23 protein-coding genes and 1 tRNA gene are annotated in these 26,342 nt (G+C 64.1%); 11 read left to right on the top strand and 13 right to left on the bottom strand.

Annotated elements, in window-relative coordinates:
• Window positions 1-367: 367 nt before the first annotated feature.
• The 3 genes from AC0L28_RS31960 to AC0L28_RS31950 form a co-directional block, all read right to left on the bottom strand.
• The gene (locus AC0L28_RS31960; RefSeq protein WP_473482367.1) at window positions 368-985 is read right to left on the bottom strand and encodes a transglutaminase-like cysteine peptidase; all 618 of its coding nucleotides are present in this window, start codon (window positions 983-985) and stop codon (window positions 368-370) included.
• A 161-nt stretch (window positions 986-1,146) separates the two neighbouring features.
• Window positions 1,147-2,424, bottom strand: coding sequence for a polyhydroxyalkanoate depolymerase (locus AC0L28_RS31955; RefSeq protein WP_027153617.1), 1,278 nt, complete (start codon window positions 2,422-2,424; stop codon window positions 1,147-1,149).
• A gap of 300 nt (window positions 2,425-2,724) precedes the next feature.
• On the bottom strand, window positions 2,725-3,084 hold the full coding sequence (locus AC0L28_RS31950; protein WP_023802673.1) for a septal ring lytic transglycosylase RlpA family protein: 360 nt from the start codon (window positions 3,082-3,084) through the stop codon (window positions 2,725-2,727).
• Between the two features lie 305 nt (window positions 3,085-3,389).
• Between AC0L28_RS31950 and AC0L28_RS31945 the strand changes: the two genes are divergently transcribed.
• The 10 genes from AC0L28_RS31945 to AC0L28_RS31900 all read left to right on the top strand — a co-directional run bounded on the left by AC0L28_RS31945 (window position 3,390) and on the right by AC0L28_RS31900 (window position 14,562).
• Window positions 3,390-3,575 (top strand): hypothetical protein, encoded by a 186-nt coding sequence (locus tag AC0L28_RS31945; protein WP_023802672.1) that lies wholly within the window; start codon window positions 3,390-3,392, stop codon window positions 3,573-3,575.
• Window positions 3,576-4,028: 453 nt separating this feature from the next.
• A complete protein-coding gene (locus tag AC0L28_RS31940) occupies window positions 4,029-4,481 on the top strand; it encodes an RrF2 family transcriptional regulator (protein WP_027153615.1) in 453 nt (150 codons plus the stop codon).
• Window positions 4,482-4,518: 37 nt separating this feature from the next.
• Window positions 4,519-5,868 carry an FAD/NAD(P)-binding protein gene (locus tag AC0L28_RS31935; protein ID WP_473482365.1) on the top strand — a complete coding sequence of 450 codons (1,350 nt, stop codon included), beginning with the start codon at window positions 4,519-4,521 and terminating at the stop codon, window positions 5,866-5,868.
• 190 nt (window positions 5,869-6,058) lie between these two features.
• The gene (locus AC0L28_RS31930) at window positions 6,059-7,486 is read left to right on the top strand and encodes a pyridoxal-phosphate dependent enzyme (protein WP_287292374.1); all 1,428 of its coding nucleotides are present in this window, start codon (window positions 6,059-6,061) and stop codon (window positions 7,484-7,486) included.
• Complete coding sequence (locus AC0L28_RS31925) at window positions 7,483-8,664, top strand: cystathionine gamma-synthase (RefSeq protein WP_473482363.1); 1,182 nt, start codon at window positions 7,483-7,485, stop codon at window positions 8,662-8,664. The genes AC0L28_RS31930 and AC0L28_RS31925 overlap by 4 nt, the downstream gene beginning before the upstream one ends.
• Before the next feature lie 129 nt (window positions 8,665-8,793).
• Entirely contained in the window at window positions 8,794-8,982 is a 189-nt protein-coding gene (locus AC0L28_RS31920) for a DUF1059 domain-containing protein (protein ID WP_023802667.1), read from the top strand.
• A 197-nt stretch (window positions 8,983-9,179) separates the two neighbouring features.
• A complete protein-coding gene (locus AC0L28_RS31915) occupies window positions 9,180-10,157 on the top strand; it encodes a GlxA family transcriptional regulator (RefSeq protein WP_027153611.1) in 978 nt (325 codons plus the stop codon).
• A 303-nt stretch (window positions 10,158-10,460) separates the two neighbouring features.
• Window positions 10,461-11,765 carry a M24 family metallopeptidase gene (locus tag AC0L28_RS31910; RefSeq protein WP_473482360.1) on the top strand — a complete coding sequence of 435 codons (1,305 nt, stop codon included), beginning with the start codon at window positions 10,461-10,463 and terminating at the stop codon, window positions 11,763-11,765.
• Window positions 11,766-11,850: 85 nt separating this feature from the next.
• On the top strand, window positions 11,851-12,531 hold the full coding sequence (locus tag AC0L28_RS31905) for an isochorismatase family protein (RefSeq protein WP_473482358.1): 681 nt from the start codon (window positions 11,851-11,853) through the stop codon (window positions 12,529-12,531).
• Window positions 12,532-12,921: 390 nt separating this feature from the next.
• A complete protein-coding gene (locus tag AC0L28_RS31900; protein ID WP_473482355.1) occupies window positions 12,922-14,562 on the top strand; it encodes an ABC transporter substrate-binding protein in 1,641 nt (546 codons plus the stop codon).
• A gap of 284 nt (window positions 14,563-14,846) precedes the next feature.
• Here the strand turns inward: AC0L28_RS31900 and AC0L28_RS31895 are convergent, their stop codons facing one another.
• Together AC0L28_RS31895 and AC0L28_RS31890 are read right to left on the bottom strand one after the other, a co-directional pair.
• On the bottom strand, window positions 14,847-16,343 hold the full coding sequence (locus AC0L28_RS31895; RefSeq protein ID WP_473482353.1) for a pyridoxal phosphate-dependent decarboxylase family protein: 1,497 nt from the start codon (window positions 16,341-16,343) through the stop codon (window positions 14,847-14,849).
• A gap of 22 nt (window positions 16,344-16,365) precedes the next feature.
• Complete coding sequence (locus AC0L28_RS31890) at window positions 16,366-17,454, bottom strand: PLP-dependent cysteine synthase family protein (RefSeq protein WP_419695286.1); 1,089 nt, start codon at window positions 17,452-17,454, stop codon at window positions 16,366-16,368.
• A gap of 244 nt (window positions 17,455-17,698) precedes the next feature.
• On the opposite strand from AC0L28_RS31890, the gene AC0L28_RS31885 reads away from it, so the two are divergent.
• The gene (locus AC0L28_RS31885; protein WP_473482351.1) at window positions 17,699-19,741 is read left to right on the top strand and encodes a BTAD domain-containing putative transcriptional regulator; all 2,043 of its coding nucleotides are present in this window, start codon (window positions 17,699-17,701) and stop codon (window positions 19,739-19,741) included.
• Between the two features lie 178 nt (window positions 19,742-19,919).
• On the opposite strand, the gene AC0L28_RS31880 is transcribed toward AC0L28_RS31885, so the two are convergent.
• The 8 genes from AC0L28_RS31880 to AC0L28_RS31845 form a co-directional block, all read right to left on the bottom strand.
• Window positions 19,920-20,159: a hypothetical protein gene (locus tag AC0L28_RS31880; protein WP_023803696.1), complete on the bottom strand. Its 240-nt coding sequence runs from the start codon at window positions 20,157-20,159 to the stop codon at window positions 19,920-19,922.
• A 241-nt stretch (window positions 20,160-20,400) separates the two neighbouring features.
• Window positions 20,401-20,811 carry a hypothetical protein gene (locus AC0L28_RS31875; protein WP_473482350.1) on the bottom strand — a complete coding sequence of 137 codons (411 nt, stop codon included), beginning with the start codon at window positions 20,809-20,811 and terminating at the stop codon, window positions 20,401-20,403.
• A complete protein-coding gene (locus AC0L28_RS31870) occupies window positions 20,804-21,496 on the bottom strand; it encodes a L,D-transpeptidase (RefSeq protein ID WP_287065731.1) in 693 nt (230 codons plus the stop codon). Before AC0L28_RS31870 ends, AC0L28_RS31875 begins: the two co-directional genes overlap by 8 nt.
• Window positions 21,493-22,425, bottom strand: coding sequence for an ABC transporter substrate-binding protein (locus tag AC0L28_RS31865; protein WP_287221593.1), 933 nt, complete (start codon window positions 22,423-22,425; stop codon window positions 21,493-21,495). Before AC0L28_RS31865 ends, AC0L28_RS31870 begins: the two co-directional genes overlap by 4 nt.
• A 405-nt stretch (window positions 22,426-22,830) precedes the next feature.
• A tRNA-Leu gene (locus tag AC0L28_RS31860) sits at window positions 22,831-22,915 on the bottom strand.
• 68 nt (window positions 22,916-22,983) lie between these two features.
• Complete coding sequence (locus AC0L28_RS31855) at window positions 22,984-23,604, bottom strand: 2,3-bisphosphoglycerate-dependent phosphoglycerate mutase (RefSeq protein ID WP_023803692.1); 621 nt, start codon at window positions 23,602-23,604, stop codon at window positions 22,984-22,986.
• A 33-nt stretch (window positions 23,605-23,637) separates the two neighbouring features.
• Complete coding sequence (dapB, locus tag AC0L28_RS31850) at window positions 23,638-24,480, bottom strand: 4-hydroxy-tetrahydrodipicolinate reductase (protein ID WP_473482348.1); 843 nt, start codon at window positions 24,478-24,480, stop codon at window positions 23,638-23,640.
• The gene (locus AC0L28_RS31845) at window positions 24,477-26,330 is read right to left on the bottom strand and encodes an ABC transporter ATP-binding protein (protein WP_473482346.1); all 1,854 of its coding nucleotides are present in this window, start codon (window positions 26,328-26,330) and stop codon (window positions 24,477-24,479) included. The genes dapB and AC0L28_RS31845 overlap by 4 nt, the downstream gene beginning before the upstream one ends.
• Window positions 26,331-26,342: the final 12 nt, after the last annotated feature.

The following is a 26,342-nucleotide window of genomic DNA, read 5'->3' as shown; positions in this document are numbered from 1 at the left end:
TAGAACCTGTCCCATAGCGCATCCTTTGATTCGGACGGCAATGATGCGCCATTAAAGTCCGGGATCAAACACCTAGGGCCTCCGCTACGTCGCTTCGCTCCTGCGCTCCGCCCTAGGATGACGAAGTGAGGATCGGTTCAGCCAATCTCGAAGGTTTGCGATTGCCATTGGCCGCGATCCCGCTACCCGGCACGCAGCTGCAAATTTCCGACATCCGCGATTGGCCTTAAACCACCTGCGTTCGTCATCCTAGGGCGGAGCAGGAGCGAAGCGACGTAGCGGAGACCCTAGGATCCATGCCGTAACGATGGAGCGTCGCAAGGGTGCGGAACTCTATTCATCTGCTCACCCTCACGGGTTAGATATTTTACTGGACCGCGCCGACCAGGACCTGCTGGCCATCACGGATCGACACCCAGCGACCGGTATTGTCGATCGCCTGCCGCTTGAGGAAGCGGTAGCCGGTCCGGTCCCACGAGCGGACCTTTCCGTCCAGATTGTCGAGGACGTAGTCGCCCTTGCTCGTGCGCACGGTCAGCACGGCATGGCCCTCGCCATCCGGCTTGCGCACGACGGTCATCAGAAGATTGGCGTAGGACACGCCCAAGCGGTTCAATTCGCGGCGTTTTTCCAGGACATAGTCCTCACAGTCGCCAACGCCCCTGACGGGGTAGGCCCAGACCTCGTCCTTGCCGTAAATATCGATGTCGCTTATCGGCTTGACGGCGTTGTTGACGCTGGCGTTGACGCTGAGAATCTTGCGCCAGAGCGCGCCGGTCATGGTGGCGGGGGCGAGATTGCCCGGGTGGATCGAGCATTCGGCCGGACTGGTCTTGCAGAAATCGTAATGGCCGATCGGCTGCGATGTTGGGCCGCCGGTTGCCATTGGTCCGGCTGCCGAAGCCGCTGTAGACCAGCCTGTCGCAAGTGCCAGCCCTAACAGGGCGCACACGCGCAGCCCTCTCGCCATTGGTGAGGAAATCATTGTCCCCCTCGTCCCTTGTTGTTAATGAAACGTTAAGGGCGATCTACAGTCCCTGTCAATTATACCAACGGCCAGTTTTGCGATATGGTTACCCGCGCGGCCGAAAGCGCGGCTATTGTGCAACAGGTCGACTTGAACGGCGGCTGCCATCCAGGACATCTTTACTTTTTGGCGGTCCGAACCAGCTTCGGCCTCACCGCAACGCGGGTCTGGCGGCCATAGCTGGTGATGAAGTCGACAATGCGCGGCACGATTTCGGAGCGGAAGCGCGAGCCGTTGAAGACGCCGTAATGGCCGACCGCCGGCTGCATGTAGTGAGCGTGCCTGTCCGCGGGGATGTTGATGCAGAGGTCGTGCGCGGCCTGGGTCTGGCCGAGGCCGGAAATGTCGTCGTTCTCGCCCTCGACCGTGAACAGCGCGACATTGCGGATATCGGCGGGATCGATGGCGATGCCGCGATGCATCATTTCGCCCTTGGGCAGAGCATGGCGGACGAACACGGTGTCTACCGTCTGCAGGTAGAACTCCGCTGTCAGATCCATCACCGCCATATACTCGTCGTAGAAGTCGCGGTGCTTCTCGGCACTGTCGCCGTCATGCTTCACCAGATGCATGAAGAAGTCCTTGTGGGCGATGATGTGGCGGTCGAGGTTCATGCTCATGAAACCCGAAAGCTGCAGGAAGCCGGGATAGACCTCGCGGCCGAAGCCCGGCACCGGCCATGGCGCCTGCATGGTGACGTTGTCGCGAAACCAGTCGGTGCCCTTTTCCTCAGCCAGAAGGTTGACCGCGGTCGGATTGCGGCGGGTGTCGATCGGCCCACCCATCAGCGTCATCGTCGAGGGAACGAACGGGTCACCCCGCGTTTCCATCAGCGCCACCGCCGCCAGCACCGGGACTGAAGGCTGGCACACCGCCATGACATGGGTGTCCGGGCCCAGCGCATGCAGCATGTCGACGATGTAGTCGATATAGTCGTCGAGGTCGAAGCTGCCCTCGCTGAGCGGCACCATGCGGGCGTCGACCCAATCGGTGATGTGAACGTCGGCATGCGGCAGCATCGCCTCGACCGTGCCGCGCAGCAGCGTCGCGTAGTGGCCGGACATCGGCGCCACGATCAGCAGCTTCGGATCAGGCCGGCGGCCGGCGGGAACCGCCCGCTCGAAACGGAGCAGATTGCAGAACGGCCGCGACCACACCGTCTTTTCGGTGACAGCGACGCTTTTCCAGTCGACGACGGTCCTGGTCAGGCCGAACTGCGGCTTGCTGTAGCGGCGCGTCGTGCGCTCGAACAATTCGGCCGTCGCCGCGACTGAGCGGCCCCAGGACGTGTGCGCAAACGGATTGAGCGGATTGGTGTAGAACATCCGCACCGCATCGGCATAGACGCGGGCCGGCTGAACGGCGGCGTGGTTCAATTCGTAGAGCTGGTAGAACATCGAGAACTCCGCTGCTGCGACCGAAGGGACGACAGCAGTGCCGAGCCTTGAATCTCTCGCGCAAAGGTTAACAACAAACTGCTGCGATGCAATACGTCAATTGAATTGATTTATGCTTATACTTTTGTCTAAGGCGTTGAAAAACGGTTTTGAACGGCGGCAGCCGGCTTATTGTGCAGCTGCGAAAGATGCCGGAGAGAGCATGGGCAATCGCTTCAGGTTTGCGCTGCCCCTCATCCGCCTGCCGGCACCTTCTCCCCGTATAGTGACGGGGAGAAGGGGCCGCAAAGCCGCGTGGCATTACACGCGGTCGGTGCACACAGCAGCATGGCCCGAGCTGATGAAGCCGAGCCGCCCTGCGGCGCCCTTCGACAGGTCGATCACCCGACCCTTGATAAACGGGCCGCGGTCGTTGATGCGCACGACGACGCTGCGGCCGTTTTTGCGGTTGGTGACCTTCAGCCTGGTGCCAAAAGGCAACGTGCGGTGCGCGGCGGTCAGCGCCGACGGGTTCATCCGCTCGCCGGAAGCGGTCTTCGAGGTCAGCGCGTACCAGGAGGCGCGGCCGCATTGCGCGGCGGCAGGGGAGGTGGATGCGCCGACCATCAGGCCAGCCGCTATCGCCGCCGCGACAAGCGCGGTCCGGTTGGGTTTCTTCATCTGTGGCAAGGGGCTCCGTTTGACAGACCCGGCCGTTACGGATGGAATGTGGCACCAAATGCGGCAGTCGTCTGGCGGTTCCATGACAACAGTACACGTTTGGAGTCGGCGGGAAACAGTCTGTCATGGAATGTCGGGATTGCGCCGATGTATGTCTGGTGGTCTTCGCACCAGCACCGGGGTGTTTCCGGCAAGACCCGGCTTTATCATGCAAGTAGATGTGACAGCGATCGGGTCGCTTCCTTTCGCCTTGCCATCGCGGCCATGGCGGAATTGACGATCGACTTGGGAAGGGGATCCCGATGATGAGATTGATCAAAAATCTGCTGGCGCTGATTGTGCTCGCCATCGGTGCGCTGTGGTCGCTGCAGGGCATCGGCCTCGTCGGCGGCAGCTTCATGACCGGCCAGTCGCAATGGCTTTATATCGGCATCGTCACTGCGCTGGTTGGCCTAGGCGGCCTGGTGTGGGCGAACCGTTCGCTCCCCTGACACTCGAACCACCCTGGCGGCGTCTCGGACCGGCGAATGCGCGGCCCGCCGCAAACACGCATTTTCTGTTTTGCGCACAGCTTCGGCAAATGAATGCTGCGAATGGCCGACGATTTGAAAACCGGTTCCTGTATCGCGGCTAAGTATAGTAGTCTTATCGACATTGCAGGAATTGGGAGAACGGAGCGATGTCCATATCGCGGCGATCACCCGCATGAGGGTCGAGGGCTGGCTGTCGCCATTGGCGTGCCTCCCGGCTTCAGGAGGAAAAACGTCCGGCAAGTCGTCGCAGCGGCTTGAAAATCAAGCAAAATCAATGGTGCCCGTCTTGTATATCATGTCACTAGAATTTATGTGTCTTGAAAGCCTGGACGCGGACGCGGTGGGGAAGCACGCCAGGCGTTTCGCAACCGGTGGCCTTGCGCCATTGCATGACAGAGAAACGTTCGGTCCATGCTCACAAAGAAGGGCAAGTACGGCCTCAAGGCGCTCGTCCATCTGGCGCGGCTGCCGGTTGGTCAGCTCGCCTTCGTTGCCGATATCGCCACCGGAAACAACATTCCGAAGAAATTTCTCGACGCCATCCTCGGCGAACTGCGCAATGCCGGTTTCGTCCAGAGTCGCAAGGGCAAGGAGGGCGGTTACCGCCTGGCGCGGCCGGCGGATGAAATCAAGATCGGCCACGTCGTGCGCGTGCTCGACGGACCGCTTGCCCCAATTCCCTGCGCCAGCCGCACCCGGTATTCGCGCTGTGAAGACTGCAACGAGGCGACATGCCAAGTCCGACATCTGATGCTGGAGGTCCGGCAAGCGATCGCCGAGGTGCTGGATCAGCGCAGCCTCGCCGAGATGCGCGATATCGCCGGCGACGACGACCTTTCGGCTGCGTTGAAAATCCAGGCCTGAGCCGGAACCGACGGCTCCTCAGGCACTTGGTGCGCGCATGACCGGCCGCGCAAATTCGATTGTCCCAAGTTCGATCATTATCGTCGGCGGCGGCGCCAGCGGCGTCGTCCTTGCCGCGCATCTGTTGAAGTCGCCCAATCCCGATCTGCGTGTCACGCTGATCGAAAAGCGCCCGCATTTCGGCCAGGGCATCGCCTATTCCACGCTGCTGTCGGCGCATGTGCTGAATGTCAGCGCGGCCGGCATGAGCGCCCATGCCGATGACCCCGGCAATTTCTGGCGCTGGCTGCTTGAGCGCGGCCTGGCAACCCCAGAGCAGGCGCCGGTCTACGCGCCGCGCAGCGTCTACGCCCGCTACCTGAAGGAACTGCTGGACGAGCTCGAGGCCCGCGAGACGGGGCGTCTTCGCCTGATCCGCGAGGAGAGCCTGTCGATCTCGCCGACCGGGTCCGGGGTCGAGGTGGCGCTGGCCAACGGTACCAGCGTCGTCGCCCACCTTGCCGTGCTGGCGACCGGACATGACGAGGAGCCAGGTGCCGGCCACGGCCATGCGATCAGGATGGGATCGGAGGCCGACACCGTGCTCGACGGGGAAGCCCGGGTCCTGGTGCTGGGCACGGGGTTGAGCATGGTCGATGCCTTCCTGTCGCTCGAACAACGCGGCCATCGCGGCGAGATCATCGCGGTGTCGCGGCGCGGCCTGCTGCCTTCGCCGCATCGCAAGGGCAATCCGATCAAGCTCGACGTCGCCGACATTCCGCTCGGCACCCAGCTCTCCTATTTCGTCGGCTGGTTTCGCGACCTGATCCGGGAAAACCAGAAGGCCGGCATCGACTGGCGCGACGTCGTCGACGGTCTCAGGCCGTTCAACCAGAAGATCTGGCAGAACTGGCCGTCTTCGGCCAAGCGCCGCTTTGTCGAGCACACCAAGGCGTGGTGGGACATCCACCGCCATCGCATGGCGCCGGAAGTCTATGCCCGTGTCACCGAGGCGGTGCAGTCGGGCCGCATCCGGCTTGTCGCCGGGCGCGTCGTCGGCATCACGGCGGGCGACGAATTCAGCGTGCAGGTCCAGTCGCGCCACACGCAAAACATCGAGACGTTCGACGTCGCCCGCATCTACGATTGCACCGGCATCGCCAGGGACATCTCGACAACGTCGAACAGCGTGGTGCGGTCGCTGGTCGACCGCGGGCTGGCCCGGCCGGATCCGCTGCGGCTTGGCCTCGACGTATCGGACAATTGCGAGGTCATCGCCAGCGACGGCACCGTCTCGGCCAAGATCCTGGCGGTCGGGCCGCTGACGCGCGGCACCTTCTTCGAGATCGACGCCATACCGGATATTCGCGTGCAATGTGCAAGGCTGGGGAAGCGGTTGCTTGGGTGAGGTCGGCGCTCTACGGGTGCTGTCCCGCGACCTTATCGTGATTGGCGTGACGGAGCGGCCCCACCGGAATCCCATTCCCCGTCTGGCCAACGGATTGGCACGATCTATCTTCTTTCAGACTACAAACGGCTGGAAAAGAAGATAGGCTGACAGCCTGCCCAAGGCGGTCGCTTGACCATGGAGCATCAGCATGAGCGTGCACAAGATCGCCCTCCCGGACAGGGCAATGTCCCGCCTGCGTCCGCCCTATGCATCGGTTCTCGACCTGATCGGGCAAACGCCGGTTGTCGAGCTGACCAAATTCGACATCGGCAAGTGCCGGCTGTTCATCAAGCTCGAAAGCCAGAACCCCGGCGGCTCGATCAAGGACCGCATTGCGCTGTCGATGATCGCCGACGCCGAAAAACAGGGCAGGCTGAAGCGCGGCGGCACCATTGTCGAGGCGACCGCCGGCAACACCGGCCTTGGCCTCGCCCAGGTCGGCATCCCCAAGGGCTATCGCATTATCCTGGTCGTGCCCGACAAGATGTCACGCGAAAAGATCCAGCATTTGCGGGCGCTCGGCGCGGAAGTGCGCATGACCCGTTCCGATGTCGGCAAGGGCCACGCCGAATACTATCAGGACATGGCCGAAAAGATCGCCGCCGAGCTGCCCGGCGCCTTCTATGCCAACCAGTTCGCCAATCCGGCCAACCCGGACGCCCATGAAACCACGACCGGTCCGGAGATCTATTCGCAGCTCGACGGTGACGTCGATGCAGTGGTCGTCGGCGTCGGCTCGGGCGGCACGCTGACCGGGCTTGGCCGCTATTTCGCAAAAATCTCGCCGAAAACCGAGATGATTCTCGCCGATCCGGTCGGTTCGGTGCTGGCGCCCCTGATCAAGACCGGCAAGATGCAAGAGGCCGGCAGCTGGACGGTGGAGGGCATCGGCGAGGATTTCGTCCCGCCCAATGCCGATCTGTCGCTGGTCAAGAAGGCCTACTCGATCACCGACAAGCAGAGCATGCTGGCGGTGCGCGACCTGCTTTCCAAGGAGGGCATTCTCGCCGGCTCGTCGTCCGGCACGCTGCTTTCGACAGCGCTGCGCTATTGCCGCGAGCAGACCGTGCCGAAGCGGGTCGTCACCTTCGTCTGCGACAGCGGCAACAAATATCTGTCGAAAGTGTTCGACGATTTCTGGCTGATCGAGCAGGGCCTCGCCGAGCACGAGCAGCATGGCGATTTGCGCGACCTGGTGATGCGCACGCACCGCACCGGCGACATCGTGTCTGTCGGCCCGGACGAAAGCCTGCTCAACGCCTATGGCCGCATGCGCCGTTCGGACGTCTCGCAACTGCCGGTGCTGGACGACGGCAAGCTCGTCGGCATCGTCGACGAAAGCGATATCCTCGCCCACGTCGAAGGCCCTTATGACAGCCGCTGGGACCGTTTCAAGGCCCCGGTGCGCACGGCGATGACCGCCAATCTGCACACGCTGCAGGCCAGCCAGACGCTGGACGCGCTGCTGCCGGTGTTCGACCGCAACGAGGTCGCCATCGTCTTCGACGGCGACGAATTCATCGGCCTGATTACCCGCATCGACCTGATCAACCATCTGAGGCGCCGCGCAAGATGACCATCAAAGCCACCGTATCGGGCAGCAACCGCCTGGCCTTCTCGACGCGCACCATCCATGGCGGCCAGAGCCACGACCCGACGACCGGCGCGGTGATGGTGCCGATCTATGCGACCTCGACCTACGGCCAGCAGAGCCCGGGCGTGCACAAGGGTTTTGAATATGCCCGCAGCCAGAACCCGACCCGCTTTGCCTTCGAGCGCGCGGTGGCCGATCTCGAAAGCGGCGCAGCCGCCTTCGCTTTCGCCTCGGGGCTGGCGGCGATCGCCACGATCTTCGAACTGCTCGATTCCGGAGCCCATGTCGTTGCCACCGATGATATCTATGGTGGCACGTTCCGGCTGCTGGAGCGGGTGCGCAAGCGCTCGGCCAATTTGCAGGTCGACTTCGTCGACTTCACCGATCTGGCCGCGGTCGAAGCGGCGATCCGCCCGGAAACCAAGCTGCTCTGGGTCGAGACGCCGACAAATCCGCTGCTGCGCGTCGTCGATCTCGAAGCGGTCGCAGCCCTGGCCAGGCGCAAAGGCGTGCTCTCGGTCGCCGACAACACCTTTTGCAGCCCCTACCTGCAGCGGCCGCTGGAGCTCGGCATCGACATATCGGTGCATTCGACGACGAAATACCTCAACGGCCATTCCGACATGGTCGGCGGCGTCGCCGTGGTCGGCGACAACAAGGATCTCGCCGACCGGCTGAAATTCCTGCAGAACGCCATCGGCGCCATTTCCGGACCGTTCGACAGTTTTCTGGCGCTGCGCGGCCTCAAGACGCTGGCGCTGAGGATGGAGCGCCATTCGTCGAACGGCCAGAAGATCGCGCACTGGCTGGAGCGCCGTCCCGACATCCGCCGCGTTATCTATCCCGGTCTCCCCAGCCATCCGCAGCACGCCATCGCCAGAAAGCAGATGCACGCCTTCGGCGGCATGATCACGGTCGAGCTCGACCGCGACCTCGCCGGCACCAAACGCTTCCTCGAGCACACGCAACTGTTCACGCTGGCCGAAAGCCTCGGCGGCGTCGAAAGCCTGATCGAGCACCCGGCACTGATGACGCACGGCTCGATCCCGGCGCAAAAACGCGCGGAAATCGGGATTTCCGATTCGCTGGTGCGGCTGTCGGCGGGTATCGAGGATGGCGACGATCTGATCGCGGATCTGGATCAGGCGCTGGCGAGTTGAAGGGGGGTCCGTGCCCTGTTGGATAGTGGCGTCAGTTTGAAATTTCCCGGCTGACTGGCGCATCCAACTGTGAATTGACAAAGGCGACGTACCCTCGCTTTGCTATCGGGGCAACCTGGAGGGAAAGTCATGGCTTACTCGTATCGTTGCAGGGATTATCCGGGAAACGAGGCCTGTCCAGCGATGTTCACGGCAGAGACCGAGGCGGAAGTGATGAAGCACGTCGAGCTTCACGGCGCTATCGCTCACGGGGAAGACCCGAAGCAATGGTCGCCGGAAGACCGTAAACAGGTCAAGAAGCTAATTTTAGCGACCTAAACTCGCTTCTTATACGGGCCGCGCAGTGCGACCGTCACTATCTCCAATGCTACGGCAAGCATTTAGGAGTTCGGCCGATAGGCGACAACGCCTAGGCGCGATGGAATTTTCAAACTGACCCAACCGCCCGTTGACCTGAGTGGCATCCGGCGGAATTGTGGCCTTCCCTGCAATTGCCCACAGGCACGGTTGAAGTCATGACTACTCGAGAGCGAGACCAGCCGACGGCAAACGACGCCCCGCTCACCTTCGCGGTGCTGGTCTTCCCCGGCTTTCCGATGATGGCGTTCAGTTCGGTCATCGAGCCGTTGCGCGCGGCCAACGTGCTGGCCAAGAAAGAATGCTACCGCTGGATCATCGTCGGCGCCGCTGAAGGCCCGGTCGCGGCCTCGAACGGGGTCGTCATCCAGCCCGGCTTTTTCGCCGGCGATGCGCCGAAGGTCGACCGCATCGTCGTCTGCTCGGGCGGCGATGCCGATCATCTCGTGGCCGAAGACGCGGTGAGCTGGATCCGCAGGAGCCTGCGCGGCGGCGCCCATATCGGCGCGGTGGCGGACGCCGCCTTCTTTTTGGCCCGCGCCGGCCTGCTCGACGGCCATGCCTGCACCTTGCACTGGACCAGCCAGGCGGCGTTCACCGAGGCGTTTCCGGACATCGAGCTCAGGCGCGATCTCTACGTGATCGACCGCAAGCGCTTCACCTCGGCCGGCGGCGTCGGCAGCCTCGACATGATGCTGGAGATCATCACATCAGACTATGGCGCCGAACTCGCGGCCGGCGTCGCCGAATGGTTCGTGCACAGCCCGCTGCGCTCCAGCGTCGACCGCAAGCTGATGCCGCTGCGGTTACGCACCGGCGTCCAGAACGAACTGGTGCTGTCGGCCATCGCCATCATGGAGGATGCGGTGGAGGAGCGGCTCGGCATGGCGGCGCTGGCGGAAAAGCTCGGCGTCTCCTCCGACAAGCTCGAACGCAACTTCCGCTCCGAGCTCGCCATCTCGCCCAACGGCTATTACCGCCGCCTGCGGCTGAAGCGCGCCGCCGACCTCCTGGCGCATTCGACGCTGATGGTGCGCGACGTGGCGCTGGCCTGCGGTTTTGCTTCGATGTCGAGCTTTGCGCGGGCGTTTCGGGAGGAGCATGGGCATGCGCCGAAGGTGGCGCGGAGGCATTAGGCGTCCGCGCGCTGACGCGGCGCAACGACGGCGGGACAGCGCCCCGCTCTGGCCTGCCGGCCATCTCCCCCACTTGGGGGGAGATCGGCTGTCATCGCTGATTTCGCCAATCGCCAACGTTACAGGAATGAGCGGAACGCCGAAGCTGCCAATCTCCCCCCAAGTGGGGGAGATGTCCGGCAGGACAGAGCGCCGTAGAGCATCACGGAACGGCTTCAAGCGGTATCCGGCACAACATCTGCGGGATTCCGCACAGCCTCTTCGCGGTGCACCGCTATGTTCGGGGCTTCCAGGAGGCACCCCATGAGCATCGTCGTGTTCGACCCCGACAGCACTGAGGACGTCGACTTCAAGGACCGCATGCGCCACCCGGCGGCGGCGGATCCGGCCGGCGGCATGTGGCTGTCCGACACCGAGCCGTCCTTCATCGATGCGGACGCGTTGCGCAAGGGCCGGCTGGCCAAGCTGCGCGCCTGGATGCGCGAGTCCGGTTATGGCGGCGTCGTGCTGTTCGACCCCTACAACCAGCGCTACGCCACCGGCTCGCGCAACATGTTCGGTTATTTCCTGCGCAATTCGACCCGCTACTTCTTCATCCCGACCGAAGGGCCGATCGTGCTGTTCGAATATCCGCAGAGCTATCATGTCTCGATGGTGCTCGACACGATCGATGAGGCGCGGCCGTCCAGGCTGGTGTGGTCTTCGGTGTCGGGCCGCGACGACGAGACCGCCGGCCCGTTCGCCGACGAAATCACGGAGCTGCTCAAGGCGCATGGCGGCGGCTCGATGAAGCTCGGCCTCGACCGCTGCGGCCATCTGCAGGCGCTGGCGCTGGAAAAGCGCGGCTGCGAGGTCCGGGATTGCCAGGGCGAAATTCTTGCCGTGCGGGCGGTCAAGACGCCCGAAGAGGTAAAATGCCTGCAAGTGTCGATGGCCGGCGCCGAGGCGGCCGTCTATGCGGTGCGCGAGGCGATCAAGCCCGGCGTTTCCGAAAACGACCTGTTCGCCATCATGTATCACGAGGTGATCCGGCAGGGCGGCGAGTTCATCGAAACCCGGCTCTTGACCTCGGGCCAGCGCACCAATCCGTGGTTCAACGAAGCCAGCGGCCGCAAGATCAGGCCCGGCGAGCTCTTGGCGCTGGATACCGATACGATCGGCTGCTACGGCTACTATTCGGACTTCTCGCGCACCTTCCGCTGCGGGCCGGGCAAGCCGACGGATTATCAGAAATCGCTCTACCGCATGGCCCACGACCAGGTTCAGCACAACATCTCGATCGTCAGGCCGGGCATGGCGTTTCGCGAAATTGCCGAAAAGGCCTGGAAGATCCCGGACCGCTTCGTCGACCAGCGCTACACGTCTGTCATGCACGGCGTCGGCATGCATGGCGAGACGCCGTTCATCGCGCACGCCATGGACTACGAGACTTATGGCCGCGACGGGTTTGTCGCGCCCGGCATGGTGGTCAGCGTCGAGAGCTATATCGGCGAGAAAGGCGGACGCGAGGGCGTCAAGCTCGAGGACGAGATCCTGGTCACCGAAACCGGCACCGAGCTTCTGTCGCGCTTTCCCTATGAGGACGACTTTCTGGAGAAAGAAGTTTGATCCCAGCATCCACCACCAATCGAGGTGCGGTATCGCAAATCGTCGGGACTAACCGCAGCGCTCATGCTTTCGTTCAGGTGTCCGCATGAAGGGCCCGGTCTCGATCAGACGCGGCACGGTGGCCGCGGTGTTCGTCGACCTCCAGGAGGAGCACCGGCAGGACAAGCGCTATCTGGTCGAGGGTTTTGCCGACATCCTCGCCAACGTCCAGCGCCTGCAGGCGGCGGCACGGGCCAACGATGTGCTGCTCTACCATTCGGCCTATATCGTCGATCTCACCAGGGAGGCGCGGCGGTTCCATCCGGTCGATGCCAATGGCAGGTCGGCCTTCTCCGACAAGGACGATCCGCTGACGGCGATCTGTCCGGAAGTGGCGCCGGTCGACGGCGAGATGATGCTGGTCAAGACCGAGGCCAGCGCCTTCGGTTCGGGCCCTGCCGCGGGCCGGCTCAGGGCCAAAGGCATCGAGTGGCTGGTCGTTGCCGGCGTGTGGACCGAGGCCTGCATCGACGCCACCGTCAGGGATGCGGTATCATCGGGCTTTCGCGTGCTGCTGGTCAAGGATGCCTGCGGCAGCGGCAGCACGGCGATGCACCAGACCGCCATCCTCAACCTTGCCAACCGGCTCTATGGCGGCGCCGTCACCACAACCGACGGCGCCTGCCGATTGATGGCAGGCGAGACGGTCGATGCGTGGCAGGTCGTGGGCTCGGTGCCTTTGCGCTTCACCTATGAAAACGCCGCCCGGCTCTACGACGAACTCTGAACCAGGAAGGCTGGCGATCCTTGGCGCCCCCCTCTGTCCTGCCCTCCCTGCCAAAACTTGGCATCTCCCCCACGAGGGGGGAGATTGGCAGTTTCGGCGCTGCGCTCCTGCTGCGATATTGGAAATTGGCGAAAGCCGGGACGACAGCCGATCTCCCCCCAAGTGGGGGAGATGCCCGGTAGGGCAGAGGGGGGCGCTGTCCCGCCGGCGTCTCGAAAGGTTCTGCGCCGCAGTAGCGCAAGCTTCTGCGGAACAGCGCACAACGCCTGCGGAAAGGCGAACACTTCCCCGCTGAATCCCGCACTATCATCGCCTATGGCCAAGGGCGCCCGGCGACCGCATCCGCCCCCGCGAAGCGGTCGGCCGGGCGCCGACAGGGAGGATTCGACGATGAAGTTGATGCTGACCGAAAGAGCGCTGCATCCGCAGGCCGAGCCCGTCGCCGACGGTTTTAAAAAAGGCGGCATGAACCGGCGCGAATATCTCGCCACCATGGCAGCACTTGGCGTCAGCGTCGCCGGCGCGCTGGCGCTTGTCGGTCTCGCGCCTTCCCCGGCCAGGGCGCAGGAGCCGAAGCGCGGCGGCGTCTTGCGCGTCGCCATGAACGTCAAGGGCTGGAAGGACCCGCGCACCTTCGACGGCGTCGAAATGTCCAATGTCGCCCGCCACTGCAACGAATATTTGGTGCGCTGGAACCGCGATTTCACCTTCGAGCCGTGGCTGCTCGAGAGTTGGGAGACCAGCGACGACGCCCGCGTGCTGACGCTGCACGTCCGCAAGGGCATCACCTGGTCGAACGGCGACACTTTCAACGCCGACGATGTCGTCCACAATCTGACGCGCTGGTGCGACGCCGGCGTCGCCGGCAATTCGGTCGCCGAGCGGATGGGGGCGCTGGTCGACGCCGCCACCAAGAAGCCGATCGACGGCGGCATCGAGCGTGTCGACGACTTTACCGTCCGGCTCAATCTGCCGAAGCCCGACATTTCGCTGATTGCCGGCATGACCGACTATCCGGCGCTGATCATGCACCGCAGCTACGACGGCGACGGCGATCCGCTGAAGGCCTTGGCGATCACCACTGGACCTTGCGAACTGGTGGCATGGGACGCCGAGGTCGGCGCCGAGGTCCGCCGCAAGGACAAGCCGTGGTGGAAGGGCGATTTCTGGCTCGACGGCATCCAATGGGTCGACTACGGCTCCGATCCCAATGCGATGTTTTCGGCCTTCGAATCGGGCGAGATCGACACCAACCACGAAACCGCCGCCGATACCGTCTCGCAGACCGACGCCATGGGTCTGAGCAATTCCGAGCTTGCCACCGGCTCGACCATCGTCGCGCGCTTCAACGTCGGCAATCCGCCCTATGACGACATCAGGGTGCGGCGCGCCGCCCAGCTCTCCGTCGACAATGCCGCAATCCTGAAGATCGGCATGGACGACCGCGGCATGCCGGCCGAGAACCATCATGTCGGCCCGATGCATGCCGAATACGCCGATATCGGCCCGGCCGTCCGCAATGTCGACGAAGCCAAGACGCTGCTTGCCGAGGCCGGCAAGTCCGATCACGAATACGAGCTCATCTCCGTCGATGTCGACTGGCAGAAGAACACCGGCGACGCCATCGCCGCGCAGATGCGCGACGCCGGGCTGAAGGTCAAACGGACCGTGCTGCCGGCGGCGACGTTCTGGAATGACTGGAGCAAATATCCTTTCTCCTGCACCGAGTGGCTCGGCCGGCCGCTGGGCGTCCAGGTGCTGGCGCTGGCCTACAGATCGGGCGCTGCCTGGAACGAGACCGCCTACGCCAATCCGGAGTTCGACGCCTTGCTCGACAAGGCGCTGGCCACACCCGACGCCAGCGCGCGCAAGGAGATCATGGCCAAGATCGAGCGGAATCTGCGCGATTCCGGCATCATCATCCAGCCCTACTGGCGCTCGGTCTACCGGACGTTCCGCAAGGGCGTGCACGGCTGCGAGCAGCATCAGTCTCTGGAGCAGCATTTCGAGAAGGTCTGGCTCGAGGCGTGATCCTCGTTGCGGGGCACAGGGGCAATCGTTTCAGGTTTGCGCTGCCCCTCATCGCCCTGCCGGGCACTTCTCCCCGTATAGTGACGGGGAGAAGGGGCTGGCCTCAATGCCGGTGCCCTTCCTGTAACGCTGGTGATTGAACGAAACCATTAATGAAAGCGCCCCTCTCCCCGTTCTACGGGGAGAGGATGCCGGCAGGCAGGTGAGGGGCAGCGCCGACATCAACAGTCGATCACCCCACACGCTTGGGCGCTGTGATTTGTCTGAGGTGATTGCCAGGATCCTTAGCCGGCGACGCAAGGCCTTGAAATCTCCTGCCCAAGCCGCACCGTTTCCCGCACCAACAAATCCAGGTCGTCGCGCCGGGTGCGGTGGTTGTTGATCGCTGCCCTTAGGCAATGCTGGCCGTGCACCGTCGTATCCGAAAGGGCGGCGATGCCGTCTTCCTGCAGCCGCAGCATGATCTCGGTGTTGAGCGCCTTCTGCCGCTCTCCCGTCAGCCCGTCGCCACGGTAGCGGAAACAGACGATGTTGATGCTCAGTGGCGCGACCAGTTCCAGCAGCGGTTCGGCGGCGATCAGCGTGCCGAGATAATGTCCTTGTGCGATGTTCTGGTCGATCAGGCGGCCGAATTTCTCGATGCCGTGCTGCTTCAGCGCCATCCACACCTTCAGCGCCCTGAAACCGCGTGACGTCTGCAGGCCAAAATCATGCAGCCACTGCCCCGAGGCGAGGCCGCGCGGCGTCGATTCGAGATATTCCGGCGTCACCGCAAACGTGCTGCGATGCGCCGAGGCGTCCCTGATCAGTGCGCAGCCGACCTCGAATGGAGCGTGCAGCCATTTGTGCGGATCGAGCGCGATCGAGTGGGCGTGCTCGATGCCGGCAACGCGATGGGAATTTTCCGGCGCGATGGCGATCAGCGCGCCGATGCAGCCGTCGACATGGAACCAGAGATCTTCCTGCGCCGCCAGCCTTGCCAGCGCCTGCAGATCGTCGATCGCGCCGGTGTTGACGGTGCCGGCCGTGCCGATCACGCAAGCCGGCCGAAAACCCGCCTGGCGGTCCTCAGTGATCGCCGCCCGCAACGCGTCGATGTCGATCCGCAATCCGGCATCGGTCGGGATGCGGCGCAGCGCGCGGTTGCCGAGGCCGAGCGCCTCCATCGCCTTGCTATGGCAGGAGTGAAGCTGGTCCGAGCCATAGAAACGCAGCGGCTTGTCGATGGCGGCAACGCCATGCTCGCGCACGTCGATGCCAGCCCTGGCGTTGCGGGCCACGGTCAGGCCAATGATGTTGGCCATCGAGCCGCCGCTGACCAGCGTGCCGCTGGCTGATTGCGGAAAGCCCATCATCTGCTTGCACCAGTCGACGACCTGGCTGTCCATCAGCGCGGCGGCATGGTTGCCGCCGCCGAGGTTGGAGCCCTGCACCGCCGCCAGGAAATCGCCGAGCGCCCCGGTGAAATTGCTCGACCCCATGTACCAGGACCAGAAGCGCGGATGGATGTTGCCCATCGGGTAGGCCATCACGTTGCGGGCGACCTCGCCATAGACCTGGGCCAGCGGTTGAGGCGATTGCGGCAGCGGCGCCGCGAAAAATTCTCTCACCTCCGCCGGCATGTCCTGCCACACCGGGCGTTCCCTGACATCGCGCAGATAGTCGACGGCGTCGTCGATGATCCGGTGCGACAGCGCCTGCACATCGGCCCAGTCGACCGGATCGAGCGTTTCTTCGGCAACCATACCGGCAGTGCCGGCGGCTTTCAGCATGGCATCCATCCGCGTTGCTCCCGATGCGCAATTATTCGGCCGGGAACTGGCAGCCCGGCGTTGAGCGCGACAGCGCGATCTCCTCGGCGTCCATCTCGGCTTCGATGCCGTCGAACAGCGGCGTCGTCATGTAGCGTTCGCCGGTGTCGGGAAGCATGCACAGGATCACCGAGCCGGGTGCGGCTTTTTCGGCGATCTGGCGCGCCACGGCAAAGGTCGCTCCGCCGGAGATGCCGGTGAAAATCCCTTCCTTCTGGGCCAGCGCCTTGGCCCATTTGATGCCCTCGGGCCCAGCAATCGGCACCACCTCGTCATAGAGGCTGGCGTCGACCGCCTCCTGCAGGACGTTGGGAATGAAATCCGGCGTCCAGCCCTGGATCGGGTGCGGCTCGAAGGCCGGATGGCTGGCGGCGGGTGCGCCGTCGGCGCCGCGCTGCTGCGCCTTGCCGCTGCCGATCAGCTGGGCATTGGCGGGTTCGGCCAGCACGATCCGGGTTTCGGGACGCTCGCGGCGCAGCACGCGCCCGACACCGACGACGGTGCCGCCGGTTCCGTAGCCGGTGACGAAGCAGTCGAGCCGCGATCCGGCGAAGTCGTTGATGATCTCGCGCGCCGTCGTCGCCTCGTGAATGGCGGCATTGGCCTTGGTCTCGAACTGGCGGGCCAGGAACCAGCCATTCGCCTCGGCAAGCTCGACCGCCTTGTTGTACATGCCAAAACCCTTCTGGGCGCGCGGCGTCAGCACCACCTTGGCGCCCAGCATGCGCATCAGCTTGCGGCGCTCGACGGAGAAACTGTCGGCCATCGTCACCACCAGCGGATAGCCCTTCTGCGCGCAGACCATGGCCAGCCCGATGCCGGTGTTGCCGCTGGTCGCCTCGACGACGGTCTGGCCCGGTTTCAGGGCGCCGCTGCGCTCGCCCTCTTCGATGATACTGAGCGCCAGCCGGTCCTTCACCGATGCCGCCGGATTGAAGAACTCGGCCTTCACATAGATCGTCACATGATCGGGGCCGAGATTGTTGATCCTGATCACCGGTGTGTCGCCGACCGTGTCGACAATGCTGTCGAACAGGCGGCCGCGCCCGGCCGTGGTCCTGATTTTCCGTTGCTGCAACATGTCTGCTCTCCCCTTATTGTTGTCGTCACGAGGTGTCGTCGTCACGAGCCGGTTACAAACCGGCGGCTTGGGCGGCGAGGTTTCGAGACCTTGCCGCAGTACGGTTCCGGTGCCGCCAACGCGGCCCGGAACGGTGGCAATGCCGGCAACCGGCGCGGAAAATTCGTTGCCGGATGCACTCTATCGCTTTCGATGGTAAAACAGAGGACAACTGGCCAGCGTGGGAGCAAGCGTGGAAACGCACGTGGAATCCGCTCGATCGAGCCTGGACGGCGCAGCGGCCGGGCTGTCCGTGCGGCTGCTCGGGCCGCTGACGGTCACCCGCGACGGCGCCACCGTGCAACTGCCGGCATCGCGCAAGCTGCGCGCGCTTTTCGCCTATCTGGCGCTCGCGCCGCATGCCGTCGGCCGCAGCCGTCTGTGCGAACTTTTGTGGGATGTGCCGAACGATCCGCGCGGCGAGCTTCGCTGGTGCCTCAGCAAGCTCAGGGGCATTTGTGACGAACCGGATCGCCACAGGATCGAAACATCAGGCGACACGGTCGCGCTCGATCTGAAGGGCGTTTCCGTCGACGCCGTCGATGTCGCCTCGGCCGCCGCCAGCGGCATCGAGACGCTCGATCTTGAGCGGCTGCAGGCCCTGTCCAGACAATTCGTCGGCGATTTCCTCGACGGGCTGGAGATCGACCGCAGCCCGCATTTCAACAGCTGGCTTATCGCGCAACGCCGCCGCTTCAGTTCGTGGCACGCCGCCATTCTGGAACAGCTGGTCAGCAAGCTGCCGGCGGATGCCGACGGAATGTCCGCGCATCTGGAGACATGGCTGGAACTCAATCCGCTCGACGAGCGCGCGCACGTGGCTCTTCTGACAAGCCTGGCGCGACGCGGGCAGATCGCCGCCTGCGAGGACCATCTTGCCTCGGCGGCGCAGCTGTTTGCTTCGGAGGATCTGGATTTCGGACGCGTTCGTGAGGCATGGCGGTCGATCCGCAGCGAACGACCTGCCGCGACGCTCCGGGCGCAGCCGGCGCTGTTGCCGGCAGCCGCGCAAGCGTCAATTGTGCTTCCCCATGCCGATACTGCTACGTCGAAGGCGTCGCTCGCGGTGATGCCGTTTGTCGAGGAAGCCGGGATCGGCGGCCCTCGCGGCGGCCCCTCTCGCGGTGGATTGGCCGACGGCCTGACCCACGACATCATCACCCGTTTGGCCAAGCTCAGGGATTTCTTCGTCATCGCCCGCGGCTCGGTCTTTGCGCTGGCCGAAAAGAACATCGCGCCGGAAGATGCCGGCCGGCGACTCAACGTCGACTACGTCGCCACCGGGACGGTGCGCAGCCAGGCTGGCCGTGTCGCGGTCAGCGTCGAACTTGTCGAGGTGCGCACGGCCAGGATCGTCTGGGCCGAGACCTTCGAACGCAGGCCCGACGACATCTTTGCCGTCCTCGACGACATCGGCGACAGCATCGTCTCGTCGATCTCGGCCGAGATCGAGATGGTCGAGCGCAACCGCGCCATGCTGAAAGCCCCCAGCTCGCTGAATGCCTGGGAGGCTTACCATCGCGGCCTCTGGCACATGTATCGCTTCACCCGCACGGAAAACGAGCAGGCCCGGCATTTCTTCGACATGGCCCTGAAGCTCGATCCGACCTTCGCCCGCGCCTATGCCGGCCTGTCCTTCACCCATTGGCAGAACGCCTTTCAGCGCTGGGGAGACCGCGACCAGGAAAGCGCGCTCGCCTTCGAGACCGCCGGCCAAAGTCTTCTGGTCGACGATCACAATCCGGCCGCGCACTGGGCCATGGGCCGGGCGCTGTGGTTGCGCGGCGAGCAGGACGGCTCGCTCATCGAGCTGGAACGGGCCGTCGATCTCAGCCCCAACTTTGCGCTCGGCCACTACGCGCTTTCGTTTGTCCACTCGCAGTCGGGTGATCCGAACGCGGCGATCGGTTCATCCGATCACTCGCGCCATCTAAGTCCGTTCGATCCGCTGCTGTTCGGCATGCTCGGCGCCAGGGCGATGGCGCATGTCCGCCTCGGGCAGTTCGACGAGGCCGCCGAATGGGCGCTGAAGGCCGCCGCCCGTCCCAACGCGCATGCCATCATCCTGGCGATCGCGGCGCACTGCCTTGCGCTGGCGGGGCGGCTTGACGAGGCCCGCACTTTCGCGGCCGCCATCCGCAAGACGCTGCCGAACTACTGTGCCGACGATTTCATCGGCACCTTCCGCTTCGAGCCGGACGCCGCAGCCCTGTTCCGGCAAGGCGCCAGGCGCATCGGCTTGGGGTGATCACGCGGGCTGGACGGTGGAGAGCTTTCCTTCTCCCCTTGTGGGAGAAGGTGGATTGGCGCGCAGCGCCAAGACGGTTGAGGGGTGTTGGCCGGAGTGCTGTCGGTGCCAAGCTGGAACACCCCTCATCCGGCCGCTTCGCGGCCACCTTCTCCCACAGGGGGAGAAGGGGGAGCAATTATATGCCGAGCATCGACTTGGCTTGGTTGAGCGCAGCCTCCGACCCTGCATGATCGCCGGCGGCGTGCAATTTCTCGCCTTGGGCGCGCAGTTCCTTGACTTTGTTCATGTCGGCCTCGGCCAGCGTCGCGGTCGGCAACGCCGCGTCGATCGCGGCCATGATGGTCGGGCATGAATTTGCAAAGGCTGCCGCAGGAACGACCGCCAGGAAAACCGCGAGCGAAATTGATCGTAACATGGACGTTTCTCCCTTGCCGGAACGCGCAATTTCGCCGACCGGCGCAGGAATGGTACAGCGAATGCCCGAACCTGCCAATCGCGACGATGCCGCTGGGTTGAGACACGCTGCCGTCGGCCGGGCTTTTTCTCCTAGTGTCTGAACCTCGCCGCGGCTGGTCGCCACCAATCGTCACGTCCGAAGCCGACGCCACGTTCGCGGCAATCGTCAGATCGCCGCAAAATCCTTCGACCAGAGCGGATCAGGTGGGCTGAACGGATTTGACATTGCCTTCGGTATCGACAAGGCAGCTTGTCTTCTTGCCACTGGCATCGAGTTCGACTCGATAGGTTGTCGAATCGATCTTGCTCGACGAAACCGGAAGTATTTTGCTGCTGTCGGCACCGCTCGCCTTGGCGGCTGCGTCGGCGCAAAGCAGCTGAAGGTCGGCCGGGGCCGTCTCGACCTGGGTCCTGGACATCTGGTCCTGAGGCGGCGGCGGCGGCGGCGTGCTGACGCAAGCGCTCAAGGCCCCCGCCAGGAACCCAATTGCTGTTGCCCGGATCGAAGTTCTCACTGCAGGTTTTGCCGACATTGCTTGTCCCTCTCCGAATGCCGCTTCACACACCCCGGCTTCACACACCCCGGCTTCAAACACCCCGGCTTCAAACACCCTTGTAAAGTGCCGCCCCCTGCATGAGAACGATGACCTTGGCCCCAACCTTGACGCGCGATGCCAGGTCGGTGATGTCGTCGTTCCGCATCCGGATGCAGCCTGATGACACGTCGAGCCCGATCGTCCACGGCTCCGGCGTGCCGTGTATCCGGTAGATCGTGTCCTGGTCGCGCTCATACAGATAGAGCGCCCTGGCGCCGAGCGGGTTGTCGGGCCCTCCCGGCATGCCTCCCGCATGTTTGACAGCATTCGGATCGCGAGCGACCATTTCGGCCGGCGGCGTCCAGGTCGGCCATTCCGCCATGCGGCCGACGCGCACGATTCCGGCCCATCCAAAGCCTTCCCGGCCGACGCCAATACCGTAGCGCATGGCGCGCTGACCCGGCTGCACAAGGTAGAGAAAATGCTGGTTGCCGTCGATGATGATCGTACCGGGCGCTTCCGCGGTGCGGAACTTGACCATCTGCGGGCGAAACGCCTCTGGCACTTGATTATGCGCGGCATAGTATTTGCGCGCCTTGGCGCGGTCATAGTCCACCCATTTGCGGGTTTTCGGATCGAAAACCTGGGTTCCGGCAGCCAGCGCCGCCACCGCGACAAGACCGAGCGCTACCGCGACAATTGCCGTCAGGCAGCGCCGCTGGAGAGCGGTGCGTCCCGCGATCGTCAGCTTTCCGGTCATGGATTTGCCCACCCTTGCACCCGAGCGCCCTGCGCGGCGACCCATTGTTTGGCGTACTCGTAAGGATCCTGGCGCTCCACCTGGAGCGCATAACTCATCTTGGTGGCGTCCTCGGGCTTGAGGGCGACCCGTTCCAGGAACGCGACCACCTCAGGATATTTCTTGCGCAGCGAGGTGGCGTAAGCGATGTGGAAATGTGCCGTATCCCATGACACCGGCGCGCTGGACTTCGAGACCCAGAGCGGGTCCTCGGAAGGCAGCACGATCTTCCACTTTGCCGGGTCAAAAGGCGGCTCGGCAAGCCGGACAATTTCGTGCAGTTCAAACACGTGATGCGGCGCATAGCAGGCAAACACCATCGGATGAGCCGTGGCAACCGCGGCATCGACAGCCGCCATTCCGACATCCTCCGGCGTCTCCAGCAATGTCATTGTCTCGGCGTAGCCATAGCTGTTGGCGCGGACACGCTCGATCGCCGTCGAGGACCAACCCTCGGCGCCAATCCAGAGTTCTCCGCGTCCGTCCCGATCCGTGTCCAACGCGGCGGTTTTGCGCGGGTCGGTGAGATCCGAAATGTCGCGGATGCCAAATTTGTCGGCAGTTTCGCGGGTGGCGCATATGCCCTGCCATGCCGGCACACCGATGGGACTGATGGCTACCGTGCCGGCGCCGTCGACATACTTCTTCACCAGATTGTCCAGGTTGGGCAGCCAGATTTCGGGATGAATATCCACCTCGCCCGAATCGAGGCCGGCAAAGGCAATGAGCGTCCCCATCTCGCGCACATCGGCATCGAGCCCGAAATGTTGCTTCAGGCTGACCTTGAGAATGTTTGCCGTCGCCTGGCCCGACGGCCAGTTCGGCATTGCAATGACGAGATCAGCCGCGTGGACCGGAACCGCCAGCATCGTCAATGCCGCCAGCGACATTCTCCGCAGGCACCGCCGAAATCGGTTGTGCATTTCTTTCCCCTCGTTTCGGTGCCGAAAAGAACCGGGACGGGAACAATCTGTCACGGCAAGCACCGGGTTGTGACACCAGCCCCATCTTCTGACGGCAGCTGCTGAAGGTGCAGCAGTGCATTCGCCAAGGAGAGCGCCGTCACATGCCGCCCCTGCACGCTACTCGATGACATTCCGTATGGGAAGATGCTCACAACCGCGGCCGCAGCGCGCCAACCTTGGAGATATCCGCAGGCATGCGCCTTACGAACCAGGGGGCGTATCAGGACGCCTTGTTGGGTGAGGTCATTCGCAAGGCGACTGCACCTTTGTGTGGCAGCTGATGACCCGGAAACCTAAGGTTTCCAGGGAATCAAGAGCTTACAAAGGGATTGGTGCCCAGAAGAGGACTCGAACCTCCACTCCTTGCGGAACACGGACCTGAACCGTGCGCGTCTACCAATTCCGCCATCTGGGCTGGTGCGGGCTCTTTAGGCGGGCAAACGGTGAGTGTCAACGCGCTTTTTTGAAAGCTGCCCCGCCGGCTCAGCCGGCCAGCACTTCCTTGGATGCCACCGTCGAATCGGCGTTGAGCTTGTAGATGACCGGCACGCCGGTGCCGAGCTCCAGCCTGACGATCTCCTCGCCCGACTTGCCGTCCAGCGCCATGATCAGCGCGCGCAGCGAATTGCCGTGCGCCGCGACCAGGACTGTGCCGCCGCGCAGCACATGCGGCTGCAGGTCGTGCAGATAATAGGGCCAGACGCGCGCGCCGGTGTCCTTCAGGCTTTCGCCGCCGGGCGGCGGCACGTCGTAGGAGCGGCGCCAGACATGCACCTGCTCCTCGCCCCATTTCTGGCGCGCGTCGTCCTTGTTGAGGCCGGAGAGATCGCCATAGTCGCGCTCGTTCAGCGCCTGGTCGCGGATGGTCTCGAGATCGCTCTGGCCGACGGCGTCGAGAATATGCTGGCAGGTCTTCTGCGCCCGGATCAGCGACGAGGTGAAGGCGATGTCGAATTTCATGCCGCGCGCCTTCAGCTTGGCGCCCGCCTCCCTGGCCTCGGCGTGGCCCAATTCGGTCAGGTCGACGTCGCGCCAGCCGGTGAAAAGGTTCTTCAGGTTCCATTCGCTCTGGCCATGGCGCACGAGCACGAGAGTTCCCGACATTTTTGCTCCTTAGGTTTGGTGAATGAGATCGTCTCAGGCGAGTCGGAGCACGTCGCGCATCGAATACAGTCCCGGCTTCCTGCCGCGCGCCCACAGTGCGGCCTTGACCGCGCCGCGGGCGAAGATCGCCCGGTCCTCGGCGTGATGGGCGAGCGTGATGCGCTCGCCGGTGCCGGCCAGCAGAACACTGTGGTCGCCGACCACCGAACCGCCGCGCAGCGTGGCGAAGCCGATCGAGCCGGTCTTGCGCACGCCCGTATGGCCGTCGCGCGACCGCACGCTGTTCCCGTCAAGGTCGATGCCGCGCCCGGCGGCGGCGGCTTCACCGAGCAGCAGCGCCGTTCCCGACGGCGCATCGACCTTGTGCCGGTGATGCATTTCCAGGATCTCGATATCGAAATCGTCGGCATCGAGCGCGCGCGCCGCCTGCTCCACCAGCACCGCCAGCAGATTGACGCCGAGGCTCATATTGCCTGACTTGACGATCGTCGCATGGCGCGCCGCCGCCGCTATCTTTGCATTGTCGTCCGCCGAGCAGCCGGTGGTGCCGATTACATGGGCGATGCGCGCCTGCGCCGCATAGCCGGCGAATTCGACGGTCGCCGCCGGGCTGGTGAAATCGAGGACGCCGTCGGCCCTGGCGAAGGCCGGCAGCGGATCGTCGCCGATCACCACGCAGATAGTGCCGATGCCGGCCAGCTCGCCGGCATCCTTGCCGAGATGCGGCGAGCCGGCCCGCTCGATCGCGCCGGCGACGCGGGCGCCCGGAATGGTGTGGATTGCGCGGATCAGCGCCTGGCCCATGCGACCGGCCGCGCCGACCACCACCAGGCCCATTTCACTGACGGGGGGGTCGTTTGTGGGCGTACCGCTCATAAATTTCTCCCAATCGCCTTTTTCGCGCGCCGCAGCGGAGTTTGGATTGGCTTGCCGTCGTCGACAAGCCCCAGCCCCTTGTTGCCCTGCACCCGATGGAACCGGGCATAGACGCTGTGCGGGTCGGCCATCAGCGAGGCATGCGTGCCTTGCTCGACCAGCCGGCCCTGGTCCAGCACGATGATATGGTCGGCATTGACCACGGTCGACAGCCGGTGCGCAATGACGATGGTCGTGCGCCCCGCCATGATCTGGGTCAGCGCCTGCTGGACGCGCGCTTCCGCTTCGTTGTCGAGCGCCGAGGTCGCCTCGTCGAGCAGCAGGATCGGCGCCTGCCGCACGATGGCGCGAGCGATCGACAGGCGTTGGCGCTGGCCACCCGACAGCGTCAGGCCGCCTTCGCCGACAGGGGTGTCATAGCCCTGCGGCTGCTGGCGGATGAAGCCATCGGCCTCGGCCTGTTGCGCGGCCAGCTCGATCTCGGCGTCGCTGGCGCTCAGCCGCCCGTAGCGAATGTTGTCACGAATGCTGCCTTCGAACAGATAGGGCTGCTGCGAGACATAGGCGATGGAGCGGCGCAGCGACTGCTTGGTGACTTGCGAAATGTCCTGGCCGTCGACCTCGATGCTGCCCGCCTCGACATCGTAAAAACGCTGCAGCAGCGCCACCAGCGTCGATTTGCCGGCGCCCGAGGCGCCGACGATGGCCGTCATCTTGCCGGCGGCGGCAACGAAGCTGAGATCCTGCAGCACCGGGGCGTCGGCGACATAGCCGAACGACACATTGTTGAAGCGCACCTCGCCACGGGTGATCTTCACTTCGGCCGCGCCGGGCGCGTCGCCCTGCTGCGGCTCGAGGTCGAGCAACTCGTAGATCATGCGCGCATTGACCAGCGCCCGTTCCATGCCGACCTGCATGCGCGCCAGCCGCCGGGCCGGGTCGTAGGCAAGCAGCAGCGCGGTGATGAAGGAAAACACCGCGCCGGGCGGCTGGCCGCCGACGGCTGCCCGGTAGCCGGAATAGGCGATGACGCCGGCGACGGCGAAGCCGGCCAGCATGTCGGAGATCGGCGATAACCGTTCCGAGACGCGGGCGATGCGGTTTGCCCGCTGCTCGGCGCTGGCGACAAGATCGCTGATGCGGCGCGACAGCTCGTTCTCCAGCGTGAACGCTTTGACGATGGCGATGCCTTGCGTTGCTTCCTGCATGGCGCCGATCAGCCGCGCGTTTATCTGCACGGCTTCGCGGGTGGCGCGCCTTATCCTGCGGGTCAGATAGACGACGGTGTAGATCAGCGGCGGCCCGATCAGCAGCGACATCAGCGACAGCATCGGATCCTGCCAGATCATGACGCCGATCAGCGCGATCAGCGATACGGCGTCGCGTGCCAACGATGTCAGCGTCATCGACAGCAGGTCACGGATGCCGTTGACGTTCTCGTTGATCTGGGCGGCCAGCCGTCCCGAGCGCGTGTCGTTGAAGAAATCGATGCCGAGCTTCATCAGATGGGCGAAGATGCGGCGCTGGTAGCGCGCCACCAGATTGTTGCCGATCCTGGCCAGCGTCACCGCCTGGCCGTAGGTGGCCAGCCCGCGCAGCATGAAGGCGCCCAGGATCAACAAGCAGATCAGCGCGATGAGATCGCCGCGCTGCTGGTAGAATATCTGGTCGACGACATCCTTCATGATCCAGGCGGTGAAGGCGGTCGTGGCCGCAACCATCACCAGGCACAGAACGGCCAGAGCATAATACCAGCGATAGTCGCGGCCGTTCTCGGCGAGAATGCGGCGGATCACCGCCACGACCTCGCCGGGCCGGGCTTTGGCTTGGTGGTTTAGCGACTGGTTCAAGTCGGGATCGTT

The sequence above is a fragment of the Mesorhizobium sp. WSM4847 genome (assembly GCF_055811335.1).
This window is presented reverse-complemented; position numbering and strand designations above follow the sequence as displayed.